A 17,677-nucleotide genomic window follows, 5' to 3' on the forward strand; every position below is an offset into this window, starting at 1 on the left:
TTGTGGAATTAAGGTTGTTGTAAGGTTGGCATAAACCACCTGTAAGGAGCCTCGTTTATAGTAAGAGTATGAACAATGATGAAAGAGGGATGGCATATGACATTATTAGATGTAGCACATATACAAAAAAAGTTTGGTAAAGGACAAAATGAAGTTACTGCGCTGAACGACGTTACATTTTCAATCGACAAGGGTGAATTTGTTGGTATTATGGGGCCAAGTGGAGCAGGAAAATCAACACTGCTTAATTTATTAGCAACGATTGATACACCAACTGAGGGCTCGATTATTATGAATAATTTAAATTTACATGCGATGAGTGAAAATGAGTTGGCAGATTTCCGTCGTGACCATCTCGGCTTTATTTTTCAGGACTATAACTTACTTGATTCACTGACGGTGAAAGAAAATATTTTACTACCACTCGCTATAGCGAAAGTGAAGGCGAGTGAAATTAATCAGCGCGTGCAGGACATCGCGAATTTATTTGGTATCGCAAATCTACTCGAAAAATATCCCGTACAAATTTCAGGTGGACAGAAGCAGCGGACGGCAGCGGCACGTGCACTTGTGACAGAGCCTTCGATGATTTTAGCGGATGAACCAACCGGCGCACTGGATTCAAAATCAGCGACCGATTTACTCGAAAGTCTGCAGCATCTAAATGAAGCAAAACAATCAACGATTATGATGGTGACACATGATGCCTTTGCGGCTAGCTTTTGTGAGCGTATTTTATTTATTCAAGACGGGGCGTTATCAACAGAACTTCATAAGGCGGGGAAAACACGAAAGGAATTTTTCCAAGAGATTTTAAGCACAGTCGCAACATTTGGAGGTGGCGCGCATGACGTTATTTAGCATCGCTAAAAAGAATGTTGCGCGTAATTTCTCGCAGTACTTTCTCTATATCGCATCAATGGTGTTCTCGATTGTTATTTACTTCACGTTTGTCACATTAAAATATAGCGACACCATTGAACGCGAAATTGAAAGCTCACAAAAAATTGGCTCACTTATGAGTGGCGCAGCGTTCGTATTAATCTTTTTTGTCGCGATTTTCATTTTTTACTGCAATGCCTTTTTTATGAAGAAGCGTAAAAAAGAAGTGGCACTCTATGCATTACTCGGTGTTCGAAAACGCCAAATCGGCTTTATGCTATTTTTTGAAAACTTATTACTTGGCGCTGTATCATTGCTTGCGGGTATCATTATCGGCTTTCTGGCATCAAAAGGACTGTTGTCGATTTTAATTCGATTAATGGGCTATGATGTCGCGACACCGTTTACCTTTTCATGGCAGGCAGTAATGAATACAGTCATCATCTTTATGATTATTTTTCTTGTGACGTCACTGCAAGGCTACCGCGTCATTTATCAATTTAAATTGATTGATCTATTCCATGCTTCAGCAAAAGGAGAGGCTGTTACAAAGCCCAATCCAGTCATCGCAGCTATTGGCGTCTTTTTAGTTGGACTTGGTTACTTCCTTGCGCTACAAGATATGACGAGTAAAATTTGGCAGGTGCTCGGCCTCTTAGTAACCCCAATGGTTATTTTATTCGCAACGATTATTGGAACGTATTTATTGTTTCATAGCTTTACAGGAACGATGTTAAAATGGCTGAAAAAATCCGAAAAATGGCTATGGCGCAATCTGCGTGTGCTAACCATTTCACAGCTATTACATCGTGTGAAGGCACATGCGACGACACTTACGCTCATTGCGATTTTAAGCGCAACTACGATTACAGCGGGTGGTGCGGTCTTCGGCTTGTATTACAATATTTCATCAACTGTTAAACAAATGGATCCAAACACGTATATGTTTGTCGAACAGGACGAGGCGACAACGAAAAAAATCAATCGTATCGTTGGGGATGCGGATTATAACCGTGTTGTCGAAACAATTGAACAAAACTTCACGTATAACGGCGAGAAGATGGCGTATACATTACTATCAGAAAGTGAGTACAATCGTTTAGCGAATGTACAACAGCGTGATGAAATTCATGTGAAGGGTCATCAATTTTATGCGCTTGATGCGGCATATGATGAACGTTTTTCACCGAGCTATACGAATATGACGCTACAAACGAAGCAAGAAGATTTTAAAGTCATCGATTACAAACCGTATAATGTGTTGAACTCAGCGCTTGCGTACTCAACAATGGTTGTGTCTGATGACGTATACGATACATTTGCTGCAAAAAAAACAGCAAAACTTCAACATTTCCGTGTCGTCATCGACCCAGATGCGACAAAGGCTGATGCGAAAAAAGTGGCGACAATACTCCCAGAAGATGCACAGTTAAGCAGTCAGCCGGCAGATATGCAGGCAAATGTTGAAAGCATGGGGGTGCTACTATTTATCGGTAGCTTCTTAGGGCTTGTATTCCTCGCTGCAACGGGCAGCATCATTTACTTTAAAATGTTGACAGAGGCAGAAGAGGACAAAGCAAAATATGTGATGCTTCATAAAATGGGGGTATCAATGAAGGCCATGCGTCGCTCGATTGCAGGACAAAATGTTGTGATTTTCTTCGTACCATTACTCATCGGTATCCTTCACAGTGCAGTCGCACTAAAGGCATTCTCGAGTTTACTAAGTATGAATTTAATTATCCCAGTATGCATGTGGATGCTCGCGTACACAATGATCTATGCGTTATTCTATGTATTAACGGTATGGTCGTATACAAAAATGATAAAACAAACAATTCAAACGGAGGGTGTATAATATGAAAAAATTTCTACTAACAATCGCGATTTTATTTGTCGTTTGCCTTGGTGCGCTCTATGCACTTATGACAATTGACTTTAATCGTATGAATGCAGATCATTACTATTTACAAATTACGCAGGACGGGGAAGTATCGGAATCTCGTGCCTCAGACGGTAAAGTGTATAAGGATTATAATTACAAACTACCAGCCTACAATGAAGATGGTAAAGAACGTGAGCTTGAGTTTATGGCACAAAAAAATTTACGCAAAGATGCGTATTTAAAAATGTATGTGAAAAAAGATGGCGTATCGTCGTATGATGAAGTGAAGTTTGAGGAAATTCCTGAAAAAGCACAGGCTAAATTGAAGTAATGGAAGGAGGTTGCGAAAATGCAGCCTCTTTTTTAAATTTAATAGGAATATATGGCGGCTCTATGGCAAAAATCAAATTTACATGATGTGCTTTGTTGTTCATAGTTGCATTGCTAAATGAATGTATGTAAAAATCGAAGAAACGACAAAATAAGATTGGAGTATTCTAGTGATTGAAGAGTTGATTTTATCGTTAATCATGATGTTTAAAAGTCTCGGCTATTTTGGCGTGCTATTAGCATTATGCTTTGAATTTATTCCAGCAGAAATTGTGCTACCACTTGCAGGCTTTTGGGTCGCAAATGGCGAGTTTAATTATATCGGCATGGTACTAGCAGGGACAGTCGGGGGGACGCTTGGACCGCTGACATTGTATGCGCTTGGACGTTACGGTGGCCGCCCGCTCGTTGTGAAGTACGGCAAATATTTTTTAATTAATGAACGACAAGTAGATGCAGCAGACCGCTTCTTTGATAAATACGGTGCCGGTGTGGCATTCTTTGCGCGCTTTTTACCAATCGTGCGTACAGCGATTTCCGTACCGTGTGGCATGACAAAAATGAGTGTTTGGAAATTTTCGATTTATACGTTTTCTGCGATGCTACCAATTACAGCGCTCTATATTTATTTAGGCATGAAGCTCGGTGAAAACTGGGAAGAGGCGAGTGCATTATTCTCTGAATATATGACACCTGTCATTATTGTCATTGTTATCGGCATTGTGATTTATGCAGGTATTAAATTGTATCAAAAGAAACGTCAAAAAGATGCGAATTTAATTCAAGTAAAAGAGCGTGATTAAGAAAAAGAGGCTATGACATACGTATAAAAAAACCTCTCCTATGAGCATAAGAAAAACCGGAATCGCGCTGTGGTGCGGTTCCGGTTTTTCGTTGCGAACGCTAAAGAAAATGACGTGTTTTGTCCCAGCCTATTTTTTAAGGAAGTAACACAAAAATGGTCGTCCCTTTACCTCGTTCACTGCGGAGTACAACGCGACCACCATGTGCCTCGACAATATCACGCGCAATCGCCGTCCCAAGTCCGGTACCACGTGTATTTGTCGTATTCGTACCACGGTAATAGCGTTCGAAAATATTGTTCAGCTCATCTTCAGGGATGCCTTTACCTGTATCTTGAATCATTATGCAGGCACGCATTGTGGATAACTTTTCATCGTCTAAAATTTCCTGTGGATAACTTTTTGAAACACTTACAGTTACATTGACCGCTTCATCATTGTGGATAAATGCATTATCAATAAAGTTTAATAATGCGCGTTTCATCAGCTTTTGGTCAATCATTGTCATAATCACGTCATCCGCTACTTGATAATCAAGTGAGCGCGCCACAAATGCCTCATCATTTAATACATCAATGACGATTTCACGACTAAAGGGTACGAGATTCGTTTCCTTTAATTGAAGCGGCAGGGCATTATTACGTAGCTTCATTGTTAAATTCAAATCATCGAGTAGCTCTTTCATATAATGTGATTTTTGCGTAATAATCTGGCTGTATTCAGCGACCTCTTCAGGTGTATTGGCATATTCAAGTAGCTCTGCATAACCTTGAATGGATGCAAGAGGCGTTTTTAGGTCATGTGAAATATTACTAATCCATTCATCACGCATTTTCTCGTGTTGCTGCTGTGCTTTTTCATACATATCTAGCGTATTTGATAGCTCATTCATATTATCAAAAACTTCCTTATAAACACTGCTTTTCACTGGCATTTGTGTGAAGTTACGTTTGCGTAAAGTACTAATACCCTCGATTAATTGATGCAGTGGTTTTGTGAGCTTTTGACCGAAAAAGACGCCAATCAAGAGTGCAATTAAAATATCGACAAATAAAAAGATGAGTAAGTAACGCCCAATTATGAGTGCGGCGGTTTGAATATCAAACGTAAAAACGCTGCGCTGAACGTTTGAATTTTTAATCCCAACAAAATAGCTTTGCCCCTTTTTTGTTTCACTAATATAAAGTGTCGTATCTGCGACAATGCGGTTTTTATAGTTATTAATTAATGCATTCGGACTGTAATGCTTTGGAAATTCCTTGGCAACCCGGTAGCGATAAATTTCATTACCATTATCATCAAGTACTTGTAGCCAGGCGTTTCGTTCATCAAGACGTTTTTTCCCTGCTGGTGAGAGAGAAATGGTTTCATTGCTACCAGAAATTTCATTCGCTAGCTGGCGCGTAAATTGCTCTGGTGTATTTTTGAATTGTTCTTGTGTGGCCTGATACCAAATAAGACTAATGCCAATAATCGTATTTACAACAAGGACGATAATGACGATGATAATGGTCGATAATAAAAAGCGACTCGCAATTTTCCAGCGCATCGTATCAGCTCCCTTGTACGAATTTATAGCCAAGTCCTTTTACAGTAATAATATGCTGTGGCTTTGAGGGCTCATCCTCGATTTTTTCACGCAGACGACGAATATGGACCATCATTGTATTGTCAGAGCCAAAAAAGTTTTCACCCCACACACGTTCAAATAAGGTTTCCTTACTTAAAATTTGATTTGGGTGATGCATAAATAATGCCATCAAGCCCATTTCTTTAGCGGTTAAATCGAGTGCACGATTATTTTTCGTCACACTCGTTTCAGCGGCATCCATCGTGAAGGGCCCTACCTGAATGACTTGTGGCTCTTGCTCACGATAGCCGAGTCGGCGTAGATGTGCCTTCACACGGTAAGCAACCTCTTTTGGGCTAAAGGGCTTTGTAATATAATCATCGCCGCCAATTGCAAGTCCGAGTAATTTATCAACTTCCTCATCTTTTGCAGACATGAATAAAATCGGAATATTGGATTCTTCGCGTACTTTTTTGCATAGCTCATACCCTTCGCCGTCTGGTAACATAATATCGAGCAGCATGAGAGAGGGCCCTGCCTGCTTAAATTGTGTATAGCCCTCTGCTACCGAGCTTGCTGTGACGGTATGAGGCATGCCTTCTTTATGTAAAACACGTTCAAGTAATGATGCAATTTCAGGTTCATCATCAACAATTAAAATCGTATGCTCTGTCATCGTAATCCCACCTTTTTCTTCAGTATAGAGAAAGCGCCAAAAAAAATGAAACCTTTTGATAGATTTCGGGGTAAAGAATAGTAACAACATGAATGGGGGAATTAGATGTTTAAGAAAATGGCTTCAGATGCGTTAGGTTTATCAGATATTGGGATTGTCGTACCAAGAGAGGATTTCGATAAAACGGAATCAGATGATTTTGTAAAACATGAAAAACAGGAAAAAATCTATTTTCTAATTAAAACAAAATCTGATGAGTACTGCTTCACGAACCTAGCATTAATTCACGTTGATGGTACGAGTGCGATGAGTAAAAAGCGTACACTTCGTCGCTATGACTATGAGACAACAACCTTTACAGATGTGACACTTGAAACAGCCGGTACAATTGATTTAGATGTAGAAATTAAATTTACCGTAGCGGGTGTGCCGGTGTCGATCGACATTCATAAAAAATTCGATACAGAAATTAAAGATTTATATAAAGCATTACATGAGATTTCAACAATCATGTATAATAACACGATTAAAATGGAATATGCACAGCAGAGTTTAAATTTAGCGGCTTCTGCGGTAGGGCGTAACAGCTCTGCGGGTACGGTGACGCCTTCGCAGTCATTTGAGCAAATTACACGCTTTTCAAATAGCTGGTTAGTCGAGCATAAGAAGGAATACAAACGCGTGGACTACGGCGATGTGTTTGAGTTGTACATTAATCAATAACCTAAAAAAAGAAGGCATCGTGCCAAAGCGCGGTGCCTTCTTTTTTTATGATTCTATCGGTGTTTTTTTTTCGTAACTAAAGATGGCGATGATGCCATAAAGCAAGATAAATAAAATGATGAGACCCGGCCATTCAATCGAAATGCGATCAAAGTAGGGCAAAACAAACCGATGGAAAAGGCCAATTGAAATGACCATTTGTACGATAATACTTAAAAGATCCACAAGTGTCGTAATTTGAATCTTAAATGCTGCAAGAATAAATAACGTTAAAAAATCGAGTGCAAATACTAAAATTACGAGTAATAAAATAAATCCGCCAAAATACGTTATATCATGCCAAAAAGATTCGAATAAATCGATATGGGCAAAATCAAATTTTGCAAGAATGTTGTAGAGACCGAACATTACGAATAACGGAATGAATACGATCGCGCCAACAAATAATACGAGCCCTAGTAAAATAATGACTAGTGCCGACCAACCATTTAGACGAATTTTGAAATTTTTGTTCTTCAATGTAAAATCCCTTCTCATATGTAAATGTCCCAGTTGTTAGTGCAATAATTTCTATTATAGAACAGACTTCAAAACATTGCACATTTGAGATTTAGCTTAGCATGTTTTGTCTTTAGCTGAGAATACCTAAAATTAAGCTATCTCAACGTATAAAAATTTGAGCGAACAATGAACCATTCAACAATTGGGGTGAAATACGTTATAGTTAGAACAACTAAAATGAAATGGTGGAGAATATGAAAAGCTTTTGTCAATGGAGTGTCATTTGTTTTTTAGCGGTTTGTAGTGTGTTCTTTATGACATCACAAGCAAGCGCAAAGGAACAGACGGCCATTGTGATATATAATGATGCAACAGGATTAGCGAACATTCAACAGAACCATAGAGGGATAGAGAATCATTATGAAAACTTAAAGACAGTTGAAGGTGATTTTACAGCAACACAGTTGAAACAATTGAAGAAAGATCCACATATTGCGCTCGTTGAAACACGTGATATCGAGCTTAACACGCTTAGTGAGGATATCCCTTGGAATTTAGCATTATTAAATACTACGTATGCATGGAGTCATGATTTAACGGCGGGAAATATTAAAGTAGGGATGCTCGATACAGGTGTTAACTGGCAATCAGGCTTAGAAAAAGTACATCGTATCACCCTCGTTGATAGTGATGCATACCGAGATATTCGAAATCACGGAACAATGGTCGCAAATATTTTAGCCTCAACGAATGAATATTTACCAGGCATTGCACCGAATATGGATTTATATAGTATTAAAATTTTTGATGATGACAATGAAGCCTCTGTATCTGATTTTTTAGCAGGTATTGATTGGGCGATTGATAATGACTTAGACGTATTAAATATGTCGCTTGGCACAAAAAAGGATTATCAATTGCTACATAATGCGGTACAAGCTGCTGAAAAAGCAGGCATCACGATGGTCGCTGCGGCTGGGAATGACTATTCGAAAAAACCCATTAATTATCCCGCAGCCTATAAGGAAGTTATCGCAGTCGGCGCAATTAATAAAGAAAAAGAACATGCTGATTTTTCAAATGGGGGTAAGGAACTCGAATTTGTTGCACCAGGTGAAAAAATACCGAGCCTAACAAATAAATTGTATAGTGGTACATCTTTTGCGGTACCACATGTCACGGCGAGAATCGCAACACTCAAGCAGCAGTATCCTACATGGTCGACAGCAAAGCTTCGTAGCTATTTACGTAATTATACCGAGGATTTAGGGAGTGCCGGGCGAGATAATCTATATGGCTACGGACTTATCTCGTATACATTACAAGCACCTCAACCCCTTAGCACATTAAAGACAGATTATATCGGAAAAAATGAGGTGCGTATTCAGTACAGTATGCCGAAAAATGTCACGGTGCCGATTGCTAAATATGAGCTATATGTTGATGGGAAACGTGTGAAAACAACAACGAATACGACGTATAGGATTACGAAGCTTAAAACGAATTCTAAGCATAAAATCGAAGTGATACCGGTGAGTACGGCAGGCAAGAAGGCGAAAAAGGCAAAGGGCATTGTTGTGCGTACCGCAAAAAAGACGGCCTCTAAAGAATACCTTGATCGTCATAAAAAATCGATGCAGTCCTTATTTTCGAATTTAGCAAAAGCAGATATGCGCGATGACTATTCAAAGCTATATAGTTTAAGCGATGAATTAAGTCAGTCGAAGCGTAAAAAAATGCGTACTGCCGCTACAAAAAAACATGCCGTTGTTTTATCAAAGGATAAAACGACGGCATCGTTTGTGAACGTGAGCAATTTGAATAAAATGCTTGCAAAGGGATATAGCGATATTAAATTTTCGACGGCATTAAAATCGGTTAAATCATCGAGCTATCGATTGAAACGAAGCGGGGCAACCGTATCTGGCTATAAGGTCAGTAAAGTTGATAGTAAGACACTTCGCTTAAAGCTACCAGCGAATGCGAAGCCCGGGCGCTATGCCTTCGTGCTCGAACGTAATAACGTAAAAACGACGAAAAACAAAATGATTGATAAGCATATCATCGTTTATTTTGAACTTTAAAATACATCCCTTAACATTCTTCTAGAAACAGCGCAGGCGCATTTATTTATTTTTATTAAAAAAACACGTTCAAAAATGATACTTTGAACGTGTTTTTTCGTTTATATTGGCCTCGTATTTAACTTATGAAAGTTTTTGAATGAAGACAACTTTTAAATAGTTGAACTCAGGGAATTCACGTGTTGCGCGGAAATCTTTTGGTAAGCCAAATTGTTCAACGATTTTATATTTAGTATTTGTGTCTTTAAATGCTTGGTCTACGAATGATTTGAATTTCTTCATACCAAAGCTTGCATTGTTTGTTGAAGCGACGATGAAGCCTTTTTTCTCTGTAATCGCAATCGCATCTTTTAATAATTTTGGATAGTCTTTTGCGGTAGAGAATGTCATTTTTTTCGTACGTGCGAAGCTTGGTGGATCTAATACAACTAAATCGAATTTCATTTCATGGCGCGCTGCATATTTGAAGTAGTGGAACACGTCCATTACTTTAATATCTTGTTCTTCAAAATCGATACCATTGATTGAGAACTGTTCGATTGTTTTGCCTAGACTACGAGAAGCTAAGTCTACGCTTGTTGTTTTGTTTGCGCCGCCGATTGCAGCTGCAACAGAGAAAGCACCTGTGTATGAGAAAGTATTTAACATATTTGTGCCAGCCGCATATTTATCACGAATCGTACGACGTACATCGCGTTGGTCTAAGAAAATACCTGTCATTGCACCATCATTTAAATCGACTGCGTAGTTGATGCCATTTTCTTTAATGATGATTGGGAAATCGCCAGGTGTACCTGCTACAAAATCATCTTGTTCCATATACATACCTTTCGTATCGAAACGTTTTTTCTCATATAATGCATGGAATTGTGTAAGCTCTGTTAATGCTTCGATAACAAATTCACGGAATGAATAAATACCTGCGCTATACCAGCTCATCATGTAATAGCCATCAAAGTAGTCAATTGTTAAACCACCGATGCCATCGCCTTCGCCATTAAAAACGCGGAAAGCATTTGTATCGTCATCGTTGAAGAAGTCTTTACGTAGTGCAAGTGCCTTGTTAATTTTTTTTGTAAAGAATGCTTGGTCTAATTCTTGGTCTTCTCTTGTCGATAGTACCCAGCCAATTCCTTTATTTTGATTGCCGTGATAGCCTTTACCAATAAAGCGCTTGTGGTGGTCGACTACTTCGATAATATCGCCTTCTTCTAAACGGGCCATATCCGCATCTGTTACTGCTTTACGTAGAACAAGTGGATAGCCTTTCTTTAAATCTCCAGCGTACTCGGGGTCAATCGTTAATGTAATAGTTTCTCGCATAATGTCATCCTTCATTTTTAAGTTTCTTCTATTATCTCATGTTTCAAATAATAAAGCGATGTTACAGAAAAGTATTCTCGTGTCATATTTCTTAATTGATTTGTAAACATACTGTCGTTGTATGACAAGGGTTATTATCCTAGAATTAGTATTAGTTAATAATAAAAAAATAATAAAAAACATTTTAAATATCAAAAATATACTAAAGAATACGGAGATTAACTTTGAAGAAAATTCTAGCAACAACAATGGCAGCAGCAGTAGGTTTAGGGACAGTCACGAGCATCGATTTAACGCAAGCAAGCGCAGCAACATCACAAGCAACGAAGGTGTCAGGTACATATGTGACGACAGCTACGAAAAATGTTTATTACCGCGCAGCATCTAAAAAAGTCGGCACAGTTTCAAAGAGTAAAAAAATTAAACTTACGCATAAACGTACTGTAAACGGTAAAACATGGTACAAAATTTCTTACAATGGTGGGAAACGAGGCTGGATTGTTGGGGCTAATATTAAACGCTTAACAGTCTCTAGTGCATCAACATATAAGAAAACATTCGTAACGAAAAAAGCGAAAAACTACTATAACTTAGCAGGTGGACATAATAAACGCTTAGGTACACTTGCATCAGGTAAAAAGATTACTACTTCATATTACCGCACAGTAAATGGTGCTGGCTGGGTAAAAGTGAATGGCTACGGCTGGACACCAAAATCAAATTTAAAATCATATGTATCACAAACATCAAACTCATCATCATATGATAAATTAACATCATACGGTGCACAGTTCTTAGGTGTTCCTTATGTATGGGGTGGATCGACTCCAAATGGCTTTGACTGCTCTGGCTTCACAAGCTATGTGTATAAAAAAGTGTTAGGCAAAACGATTCCACGCACGTCAGCAGCACAATACACAGCTTCAAAAAAGATTTCAAAATCACAGCTTAAAAAAGGTGATTTAGTATTCTTCAACACATCAGGTGGCGGTGTATCACATGTTTCAATCTACGCAGGGAATAATAAACTACTTCATGCGGCAGGAAACAGTGTAAAATATTCAAACCTTTATGATGGTTACTGGGATAAACGTATCGTTGGTTATGGTACATTCCGTTAATCGTAAAAATAAGATATAGTTTCAAAAAAAGAAGGCATCGCGTGTTGGCACGATGCCTTCTTTTTTTAGTTTTCTTCTAAAGCCGCTGTCGCTAATTTTGTAATCGTCATATCGTCCATTGGTGGATTATGAAGTCCAGCACGCACATCACGATAATAGCGATTAAGTGGATTGCTTGTCTTTAAGCTCTGTGCGCCAACGATACGCATCGCAATATCGACAATATCAAGTGCATTATTCACAACAACATGTTTCGCTGCACCTAACAGGCCTGCCGCATAGTCATGTGTTTTCGGGTCCTCAAATTTTTGTGCCACATCATATAAGAAATGGCGAGATGTTGTAAGCTTCAATTCCATCTGACCAATTTTTTCTTGAATATGAGGGAGCTGACCAATCGGGAAATCTAAGCTATTTGGTTTATACGTACGCGCAAATTCAAGCGCATGATCGCGAGCCGCTTGCGCAACGCCTAAATAAACAGCTGGAATATGCAGTGCCCAGCCATTTACCTTTGCGCCGCGCGGTTTATTGTTCAGTTCAACGAGCGCATCTTCTGGTAAGACGACATCATCAAAAATTAAATCATGGCTTGCTGTACCGCGCATGCCCATCATATCCCATGTTTCTTTAATCGTTAACCCATTACTTTGTTGTGGAATTAAGAAAAAGCCGATTGATTCTTTTTCAGGAATCCATGCAGAAGTAATATAATGTGTCGTTGCATAAGATAGAGATGCGAAACTTTTATGGCCATTTACATGCCACTGCCCGTCACTAAATATCGCATTTGTGCCAGGGCGTCCACCACGTGTGGGGCTCCCTGTAATGACCTCGCTTAAAATACGATTTGTTAGAGCGCGCTCATTCACGATTTTTTTTGCGAAATCTTCTAAATGCGCATCATCCCACAGTTTTTTATCATATAAATCACCAACAATACCAAGATGCCAGCCAATCGATAAAGCCGTTGCCGCATCAAAGCTTGCGAGTGTTTCTTGGAATAAAATCATATCGTAAATACCAAAGCCAAGTCCGCCGTATGCTTCGGGTAACGTGACTTTGTTATAGCCAATGTTTAATAAATCTTCGAAGTTTTCAGCGGGGAAACTATTTTCTAAATCGGCCTTTGCACCGCGTTCCTCGATGTTTCTTTTTAGTGTATGTAATTGTGTAATCATCGCTTGCTGATTGTCATTTTTAATAAAAGCATTAAGTGCAGCCATATAAAGCATCTCCTTAAAACATAGTTTGTTAGTAAGAATTAAATTGAATACTTTCATCATACAGATAATAGTCAGAAAAATCCATATAGGGCATATGCAACTAAAAAAAGGAGCCGTCTAAACGGCTCCTTTTTTATATGAATTATGCTTCTGTTGAAGAAACGATTTCTGAGATAACGATTTGGCTACCTAGCATTGGAGAGCCAGCTTCTGGGCCACCATGTTTTGGAGCTGCTTCGCCTTCTTTTGGTTCTGGACGTTTGTGTGCAGCTTTGAAAGCATCACTTTCACGCCATACTTTAAAGTCTTCTAATGATTCCCAGAACATATTAACGCTCATTTCATCATAGTCTTCGAAGTCGCGTGCAACAGCTACCTCTGTTTTCACGAATCCTTTAAAATCTTTTAAGCCTTCATTTGCTGTGAAACGTGGCGCCATTTTTTCTGCAAAACCTTTTTTAACTTGAATGCGGTTTGTTACGATAAACATAAATTGCCACTCCTTTAGTTATAAATATACTGTACAGTAAAAATCCTATATTATTTTCGATATTGTTGCAATGAAAAAGCGCCATTCTTTTTGGGGGAAGAATGGCGCTTTTTACAATTAAGGAGAGTTCTACTTTTGGGTGTGCGTTATGTGTAAAATATAAAGTCGTTTGGGGAACGACCTTCAACATAATGTAGAACCATGCACGGTACTAGTATGAGCGATACTAGCAAGGCGATAAGAATACAGGGGGACTAATTCCTAGTATTCTAATCTATCTCAATTATAAAACAGGTAAGGATTTCCATCAATACAAATTGGATATTTATAGAAAAGATACGATGAAAGTCTAAAAAATGACAGTAATAAAACAATTAAGTACTTAATAACTTGCTTTATACGTAGGCAAAAAGTATGTGTTAAAATGCTTATAAGTCAAAATAAATTTGAGGGTTATCATGAAAAAATATACAACGTTTAAACTGCAATATTTAATTATGGGTGTTGCCTTTTTAGCGGTGTTTTTAACGTCGTTGGTAAGTATTTGGAGTGGCTATCGTATGAATGAAAAGACACTCACAGAAAATACACTTGAAACGAATCGTGTGTATGCAGAAAAACTCGCATCAAGTGCAAATGATTATTTAGAGGAAACATTTAAATTACTTGATGTGAACGCAACGGAAATGAGCGCATATATGGATGATAGTAAAAGGCTAGAGCTTAAAGCGGATTTATTACGTCGAGGCTCTACAGCATTTAACTCAATTATTGTTATCAACACCAAAGGAAAGATTGTTGCCACGTCGCCTCAGTCACTGAATTTAAAAGGAATAAAAGTTACCTCCGAAGCATCTAAACAGGCTCTTCAGGAGCGAAAGCCGATGATTTCAAAGCCGTATAAAACAACGACTTCCGGGCGTGAAATCATCTTTATTTCGACACCAATTTATGATGCCAATAATCGCTTTTTAGGTGTGTTAGGCGGCACGATCTATCTAAAAGAAAATAATGTTTTAAATCAATTACTTGGAAAGCATCCGTATGAGGACGGCTCGTATGTATATGTTGTCGATGCGAACGGTCAAATTATTTATCATGAGGATAAGACGCGTATAGGCGATAATGTGCTGAAAAATAATGTCGTCCAAAAAGTGTTAACGACCGATTCAGAGACAGGGGCCGAACGCGTTGTAAATACGAAAAATACAGATATGCTCGTAGGCTATGCGAAGATGGAAATTAGCGGCTGGGGTGTTATCGCGCAGCGCCCAACGGAACTAGCATTAGCACCAGCAGGTGAAATGGTCAATCATATGATGCTTGTTGGATTGCCTTTATTATTGTTAGCTTTAGTAATTGTCATTATGCTTGCACGTAAAATCGCAAAGCCACTGCAGGAACTTGCGGATATTACAGTGGTAGACCGCGATGAGGCGGATGCTGCGCAGAAAAACTTCCAAAGTGTCACGGCTTGGTATTATGAGGCAATTCAATTAAAGCAATCGCTGATGTCGAGCTTTTCTCATTTGCATAATCAAGTGCATTTCTTCCGTGATCAGTCAGCAACCGATGCACTGACAGGATTGACGAATCGCCGGACAATTGATGAGTTAATGAATAGCTGGCATATTGAGCAGCGCATGTATTCGCTTATTTTAATTGATATTGATAAATTTAAATCGATTAATGACAACTATGGGCATGGCGTGGGGGATGAGGTACTACAGTTTTTAGCACGTAAAATGGAGAATGTCGCACGTAGCGAGGATGTATGCTGCCGCTATGGCGGAGAAGAGTTCGTAATTTTACTACCAAATACACCGAGTGATATTGCGATGACAATGGCTGAGCTACTGCGTCAGGACGTAGAATCAACAGCCGCACCGCATGCCATTCAGATGACATTGTCAGCAGGTGTAGCGACATTTCCAGTAGATGCACATCATCCGAAACAATTACTTGAAAAGGCAGATGATGCGCTCTATTATGCAAAAGAACATGGCAGGAACCAAGTTATCCTAGCTAAATAGTCATATCTCACAAAATACGTTAATTGATTAACTGGCATAATAATGGTAACAAAATAGACAATTTTTTCGGATTATTTTAATAATCATCTCTTTTTTAAATATCCATTTCATTTGAAAATGTGTAACATGTGAAAGAGAGGTGGAAATGATGAATCGCGAAGAAATTATTCAAATTGTTTCGGAAAAGATCAAGCTTATACGTACAGAAAACAGTTACACACAAGACCAAATGGCGGATATTGTGGGTATTTCAAAAAAGACACTCGTGCAAATCGAAAAACAACGAATTGCCTGTGGATGGAATGTGGCTGTAACGATCTGTGCGTTATTTAGAGACAGCACAATTTTACAAAACGTAATGGGTGGCGATCCACTCGAAGTAATTGAACTAACTGCGCATGATTGCATTACTCGACCAATGAAAACAACACCAAATACGAATGTATGGTGGAAAACGCTTGAAGAAACGACTGCGTATCGTTTACAGCAAAATCTTTTAAGCCATCATTATCGTATTGTAGATACAGAAGGATTCCGCATCTTCACAAGCTTCGATGAACCACTGACGCGTGACCATTACGCAAAAATTCAGTAGTCTTGCATCATTGATTGAACGATTCAATTTAAGAGCAAATAGCAAAAAGGAATATTAGAAAAGAGCGTTAGGTGATTGGGATGAATCATCTGGCCCTCTTTTTCTTTTTGCTAAAAAGGGGCATAATGAAAATGAAATAACAATTTGAGGTGACAGAATGTACTATTTAAGCATGATTTTCTTTCAAGTCGTTGCGCCCATTTTGCTATTACTTGTATTAGGTGGCGTTATTCAAAAACGATTTCAATTTAATTTAAAAGCATTATCAAATTTGGTGACATTTTGTTTAATGCCCGCTGCGATTTTTTTAAATATTTATGAAACAGAAGTGGATGCGGCGGTACTCGGAAAAATTCTTCTTTATTTATTCACGTTTATTTTCTCACTCATGCTAATTAGTAATCTACTCGTGAAAATCCTGCGCTTAGAAGGAGCGAGGGCGGCAGTATTTAAAAATAGCATCGTCCTTATGAACTCCGGAAACTACGGCTTGCCCGTAAGTCAGATGGTTTTTAGCACACAACCTCTTGGGACAGCGATTCAAATTATTACGATTGTCGTTCAAAACTTAACAACCTATACATATGGTTTGTACAACTTGATTGCGACATCAAAAAAAGGGCTCGATATTTTACGTGATATTATTAAATTACCGATTGTTCACGCACTTATTTTAGGTTCAGTTATGAATTACTTTAATATTCCGCTACCACAGTTTGTTAGTATTCCACTGAATCATGTAGCAGATTCATTTATTGCGATTGCACTTATTACCTTAGGGGCACAGCTCGCGAAAATTAAAATGAAAACATTGTTTAATAAGATGCTGTATTTAAGCTGCTTTGGTCGTCTGATTTTAGGACCTTCTGTGGCAATGGTGCTCATTTATTTATTCCGGTTTGACGGCATTGTGGCGCAGTCACTGCTCATTGCGAGTTCATTCCCGACATCACGAAATAGCTCCTCTCTTGCACTTGAATATGATGTGGAGCCTGATTTAGCAGCGCAAACAGTGCTTGTGACAACGATTGTCAGCTGCTTGACCGTTACAATTGTGATTTATATGGCTCGTTTATTGTATCCAGTTTAAATTTGTCTAATTGGTTATTGTGTAGTAAAATATGGCTAAATAATGAAAGGAGGCCGTTATTCGATGAAGAAAAAACTAGTATTCGTGTTGGCGGCGTGCATTCTTGTACTCACAGCATGTGGTCCAAACGATAACGAATCGAATGATGACCGAGACCGTAATTATTACGCATCAACAACTGTAAATGACAACGACAATTTATAATTTTTTATAATAGATGGGGCTGGGACATATGTGTTAAAATCACCGCTTCTATGAATAGAAGAAAAACCGGAATCGTGCTGTAGCGCGGTTCCGGTTTTTCGTTATGAACGTAAAAAAAGAGAAGTAGCCAAAGCCACTTCT

17 protein-coding genes are annotated in these 17,677 nt (G+C 38.6%); 11 read left to right on the plus strand and 6 right to left on the minus strand.

Annotation, left to right across the window (positions count from 1 at the left end; genetic code table 11):
- The first annotated feature begins 96 nt into the window (after positions 1 to 96).
- The 4 genes from KTHG_RS19755 to KTHG_RS19770 all read left to right on the plus strand — a co-directional run bounded on the left by KTHG_RS19755 (position 97) and on the right by KTHG_RS19770 (position 3,900).
- Positions 97 to 861 carry an ABC transporter ATP-binding protein gene (locus KTHG_RS19755; protein WP_139996083.1) on the plus strand — a complete coding sequence of 255 codons (765 nt, stop codon included), beginning with the start codon at positions 97 to 99 and terminating at the stop codon, positions 859 to 861.
- Entirely contained in the window at positions 848 to 2,740 is a 1,893-nt protein-coding gene (locus tag KTHG_RS19760; protein ID WP_139996085.1) for an ABC transporter permease, read from the plus strand. The genes KTHG_RS19755 and KTHG_RS19760 overlap by 14 nt, the downstream gene beginning before the upstream one ends.
- A 1-nt stretch (position 2,741) precedes the next feature.
- Entirely contained in the window at positions 2,742 to 3,098 is a 357-nt protein-coding gene (locus KTHG_RS19765) for a YxeA family protein (RefSeq protein WP_139996087.1), read from the plus strand.
- Between the two features lie 169 nt (positions 3,099 to 3,267).
- Positions 3,268 to 3,900 (plus strand): DedA family protein, encoded by a 633-nt coding sequence (locus KTHG_RS19770; RefSeq protein ID WP_186439697.1) that lies wholly within the window; start codon positions 3,268 to 3,270, stop codon positions 3,898 to 3,900.
- Positions 3,901 to 4,036: 136 nt separating this feature from the next.
- Here the strand turns inward: KTHG_RS19770 and KTHG_RS19775 are convergent, their stop codons facing one another.
- The gene (locus KTHG_RS19775; protein ID WP_139996089.1) at positions 4,037 to 5,449 is read right to left on the minus strand and encodes a sensor histidine kinase; all 1,413 of its coding nucleotides are present in this window, start codon (positions 5,447 to 5,449) and stop codon (positions 4,037 to 4,039) included.
- 4 nt (positions 5,450 to 5,453) lie between these two features.
- A complete protein-coding gene (locus KTHG_RS19780) occupies positions 5,454 to 6,146 on the minus strand; it encodes a response regulator transcription factor (RefSeq protein WP_126989564.1) in 693 nt (230 codons plus the stop codon).
- A 105-nt stretch (positions 6,147 to 6,251) separates the two neighbouring features.
- On the opposite strand from KTHG_RS19780, the gene KTHG_RS19785 reads away from it, so the two are divergent.
- The gene (locus KTHG_RS19785; RefSeq protein ID WP_126989563.1) at positions 6,252 to 6,869 is read left to right on the plus strand and encodes a PH domain-containing protein; all 618 of its coding nucleotides are present in this window, start codon (positions 6,252 to 6,254) and stop codon (positions 6,867 to 6,869) included.
- Between the two features lie 45 nt (positions 6,870 to 6,914).
- Here KTHG_RS19785 and KTHG_RS19790 read toward each other — a convergent pair whose 3' ends face one another.
- On the minus strand, positions 6,915 to 7,388 hold the full coding sequence (locus KTHG_RS19790) for a hypothetical protein (protein WP_126989562.1): 474 nt from the start codon (positions 7,386 to 7,388) through the stop codon (positions 6,915 to 6,917).
- A gap of 236 nt (positions 7,389 to 7,624) precedes the next feature.
- On the opposite strand from KTHG_RS19790, the gene KTHG_RS19795 reads away from it, so the two are divergent.
- Positions 7,625 to 9,454, plus strand: coding sequence for a S8 family peptidase (locus KTHG_RS19795; RefSeq protein ID WP_186439698.1), 1,830 nt, complete (start codon positions 7,625 to 7,627; stop codon positions 9,452 to 9,454).
- A gap of 123 nt (positions 9,455 to 9,577) precedes the next feature.
- Here KTHG_RS19795 and KTHG_RS19800 read toward each other — a convergent pair whose 3' ends face one another.
- Positions 9,578 to 10,777, minus strand: coding sequence for a class I SAM-dependent rRNA methyltransferase (locus tag KTHG_RS19800; protein ID WP_139996093.1), 1,200 nt, complete (start codon positions 10,775 to 10,777; stop codon positions 9,578 to 9,580).
- A 224-nt stretch (positions 10,778 to 11,001) separates the two neighbouring features.
- Between KTHG_RS19800 and KTHG_RS19805 the strand changes: the two genes are divergently transcribed.
- Complete coding sequence (locus KTHG_RS19805) at positions 11,002 to 11,898, plus strand: NlpC/P60 family protein (protein WP_126989559.1); 897 nt, start codon at positions 11,002 to 11,004, stop codon at positions 11,896 to 11,898.
- 65 nt (positions 11,899 to 11,963) lie between these two features.
- On the opposite strand, the gene KTHG_RS19810 is transcribed toward KTHG_RS19805, so the two are convergent.
- Together KTHG_RS19810 and KTHG_RS19815 are read right to left on the minus strand one after the other, a co-directional pair.
- A complete protein-coding gene (locus tag KTHG_RS19810) occupies positions 11,964 to 13,124 on the minus strand; it encodes an acyl-CoA dehydrogenase family protein (protein WP_139996095.1) in 1,161 nt (386 codons plus the stop codon).
- A 142-nt stretch (positions 13,125 to 13,266) separates the two neighbouring features.
- A complete protein-coding gene (locus tag KTHG_RS19815; RefSeq protein ID WP_126989557.1) occupies positions 13,267 to 13,614 on the minus strand; it encodes a heme oxygenase in 348 nt (115 codons plus the stop codon).
- 458 nt (positions 13,615 to 14,072) lie between these two features.
- Between KTHG_RS19815 and KTHG_RS19820 the strand changes: the two genes are divergently transcribed.
- From KTHG_RS19820 to KTHG_RS21545, 4 genes are all read left to right on the plus strand, one after another.
- Entirely contained in the window at positions 14,073 to 15,647 is a 1,575-nt protein-coding gene (locus KTHG_RS19820) for a sensor domain-containing diguanylate cyclase (protein WP_139996097.1), read from the plus strand.
- A gap of 148 nt (positions 15,648 to 15,795) precedes the next feature.
- A complete protein-coding gene (locus tag KTHG_RS19825; RefSeq protein WP_186439700.1) occupies positions 15,796 to 16,242 on the plus strand; it encodes a helix-turn-helix transcriptional regulator in 447 nt (148 codons plus the stop codon).
- 157 nt (positions 16,243 to 16,399) lie between these two features.
- Entirely contained in the window at positions 16,400 to 17,332 is a 933-nt protein-coding gene (locus KTHG_RS19830; RefSeq protein ID WP_139996099.1) for an AEC family transporter, read from the plus strand.
- Positions 17,333 to 17,395: 63 nt separating this feature from the next.
- The gene (locus KTHG_RS21545) at positions 17,396 to 17,536 is read left to right on the plus strand and encodes a hypothetical protein (protein WP_186439699.1); all 141 of its coding nucleotides are present in this window, start codon (positions 17,396 to 17,398) and stop codon (positions 17,534 to 17,536) included.
- The last annotated feature ends 141 nt before the right edge of the window (positions 17,537 to 17,677 follow it).

This window comes from Kurthia sp. Dielmo (genome assembly GCF_000307285.2).
Taxonomy (GTDB): Bacteria; Bacillota; Bacilli; order Bacillales_A; family Planococcaceae; genus Kurthia; species Kurthia populi.

What these genes read in the sequence shown, in the direction of transcription:
- KTHG_RS19820 (WP_139996097.1), top strand. Translation starts at nt 14,073, where the DNA reads ATGAAAAAATATACAACGTTTAAACTGCAATATTTAATTATGGGTGTT.
- KTHG_RS19795 (WP_186439698.1), top strand. Translation starts at nt 7,625, where the DNA reads ATGAAAAGCTTTTGTCAATGGAGTGTCATTTGTTTTTTAGCGGTTTGT.
- KTHG_RS19775 (WP_139996089.1), bottom strand. Translation starts at nt 5,449, where the DNA reads ATGCGCTGGAAAATTGCGAGTCGCTTTTTATTATCGACCATTATCATC.
- KTHG_RS19780 (WP_126989564.1), bottom strand. Translation starts at nt 6,146, where the DNA reads ATGACAGAGCATACGATTTTAATTGTTGATGATGAACCTGAAATTGCA.
- KTHG_RS19810 (WP_139996095.1), bottom strand. Translation starts at nt 13,124, where the DNA reads ATGGCTGCACTTAATGCTTTTATTAAAAATGACAATCAGCAAGCGATG.
- KTHG_RS19760 (WP_139996085.1), top strand. Translation starts at nt 848, where the DNA reads ATGACGTTATTTAGCATCGCTAAAAAGAATGTTGCGCGTAATTTCTCG.
- KTHG_RS19755 (WP_139996083.1), top strand. Translation starts at nt 97, where the DNA reads ATGACATTATTAGATGTAGCACATATACAAAAAAAGTTTGGTAAAGGA.
- KTHG_RS19825 (WP_186439700.1), top strand. Translation starts at nt 15,796, where the DNA reads ATGAATCGCGAAGAAATTATTCAAATTGTTTCGGAAAAGATCAAGCTT.
- KTHG_RS19765 (WP_139996087.1), top strand. Translation starts at nt 2,742, where the DNA reads ATGAAAAAATTTCTACTAACAATCGCGATTTTATTTGTCGTTTGCCTT.
- KTHG_RS19830 (WP_139996099.1), top strand. Translation starts at nt 16,400, where the DNA reads ATGTACTATTTAAGCATGATTTTCTTTCAAGTCGTTGCGCCCATTTTG.
- KTHG_RS19785 (WP_126989563.1), top strand. Translation starts at nt 6,252, where the DNA reads ATGTTTAAGAAAATGGCTTCAGATGCGTTAGGTTTATCAGATATTGGG.
- KTHG_RS19815 (WP_126989557.1), bottom strand. Translation starts at nt 13,614, where the DNA reads ATGTTTATCGTAACAAACCGCATTCAAGTTAAAAAAGGTTTTGCAGAA.
- KTHG_RS21545 (WP_186439699.1), top strand. Translation starts at nt 17,396, where the DNA reads ATGAAGAAAAAACTAGTATTCGTGTTGGCGGCGTGCATTCTTGTACTC.
- KTHG_RS19800 (WP_139996093.1), bottom strand. Translation starts at nt 10,777, where the DNA reads ATGCGAGAAACTATTACATTAACGATTGACCCCGAGTACGCTGGAGAT.